At 67.0% G+C, this 1432-nt stretch carries 2 protein-coding genes; both read left to right on the top strand.

From position 1 onward, the window contains the following. Window positions 1–1098: methyl-accepting chemotaxis protein (locus tag ACIPIA_RS16255; protein WP_400511012.1), on the top strand; the 1098-nt coding region annotated here is incomplete at its 5' end. A 23-nt stretch (window positions 1099–1121) separates the two neighbouring features. After that, window positions 1122–1432: chemotaxis protein CheW (locus ACIPIA_RS16250; protein WP_400511011.1), on the top strand; the 311-nt coding region annotated here is incomplete at its 3' end.

Here is a 1432-nt window from a genome sequence, read left to right as displayed (position 1 = left end):
CGCAACATCGTCCGCATCGTCCGCGCCGCCGAGTTCGGACTGATTATCGCCTTCGTCATCGCGCTCGGCCTCGCCATCCTCTGCGGATACCTGCTGTTCAGGGCCGTCACCGTGCCGCTCGGCAAGCTGCTCGGCATGGTCGACGTGATGCGGCGCGGCGACTTCAGCGAAAGGCTGCAGCTTTCGCGGCGCGATGAATTCAGCACGTTGGCCGACGGCGTCAACGCCATGGCCGACGACCTCGCGGGACTGATCGGCCAGATCCAGAAATCGAGCATCCAGGTCAACACCTCGATCACCGAGGTGGCTGCGACGTCAAAGCAGCAGCAGGCGACCGCCAGCGAGATCGCTGCGACGACGACGGAAATCGGAGCGACCTCGAAGGAGATCTCGGCGACGTCGAACGAGCTGGTGCGCACCATGGACGAGGTCTCGGCCGTGGCCGAACAGACCGCGACGCTGGCCGGCGGCGGCCAGGCCGGGCTCGCACGCATGGAGACGACCATGCGCCAGGTGATGGAGGCAGCGGGCGCGATCAACGCCAAGCTCGCCATCCTCAGCGAGAAGGCGGGCAACATCAACCAGGTCGTCACCACCATCACCAAGGTCGCCGACCAGACCAACCTGCTCTCGCTCAACGCTGCGATCGAAGCGGAGAAGGCCGGACAATATGGCCGCGGCTTCGCGGTGGTCGCGACCGAGATCCGCCGCCTCGCCGATCAGACCGCCGTCTCGACCTACGACATCGAGCAGATCGTCAAGGACATCCAGTCGGCCGTCGCCGCCGGCGTGATGGGCATGGACAAATTCTCAGAGGAGGTCCGGCGCGGCATGCAGGATGTACAGCAGGTCGGCGGGCAGCTGTCGGAGATCATCGATCAGGTCCAGGGGCTGGTGCCGCGTTTCGAGGTCGCCAACGAGGGCATGCAGGCGCAGGCTACGGGGGCCGGCCAGATCAGCGAAGCGCTGGCCCAGCTCAGCGAGGCGGCGCAGCAGACCGTCGAATCCCTGCAGCAGTCGACCCTCGCGATCGACGAGCTGAACCAGGTGTCGAGCGGGCTGCGCAGCAGCATCTCGCGCTTTAAGCTGCACGCGTAAGGGGGACGGGGCCGGAGCGACCGATGCTGTTCCTGATGTTCCAGCTCGGGCAGGATCGCTACGTGCTCGACACCGCGGGGGTCGAGGCGGTGCTGCCTCTGCTCGCCATGAAGCAGCTGCCGGCCGCGCCCGCCGGCGTTGCCGGCGCGATCAGCTATCGCGGCACCCCGGTCCCGGTGATCGACCTCTCCCTGCTGGCGATCGGGCGCGCCGCGACATCCGCGCTGAGCACCCGGATCATCCTGCTGCATTATCCGACGGATCAGGGGCAGCATAGGCTTCTGGGGCTCATCGCCGAGCGAGCCATCGAGACGATCGCGCTCGATCCCGCCGA

The sequence above is a fragment of the Allobosea sp. CER48 genome, from assembly GCF_044752385.1.
GTDB lineage: Bacteria > Pseudomonadota > Alphaproteobacteria > Rhizobiales > Beijerinckiaceae > Allobosea.
This window is presented reverse-complemented; position numbering and strand designations above follow the sequence as displayed.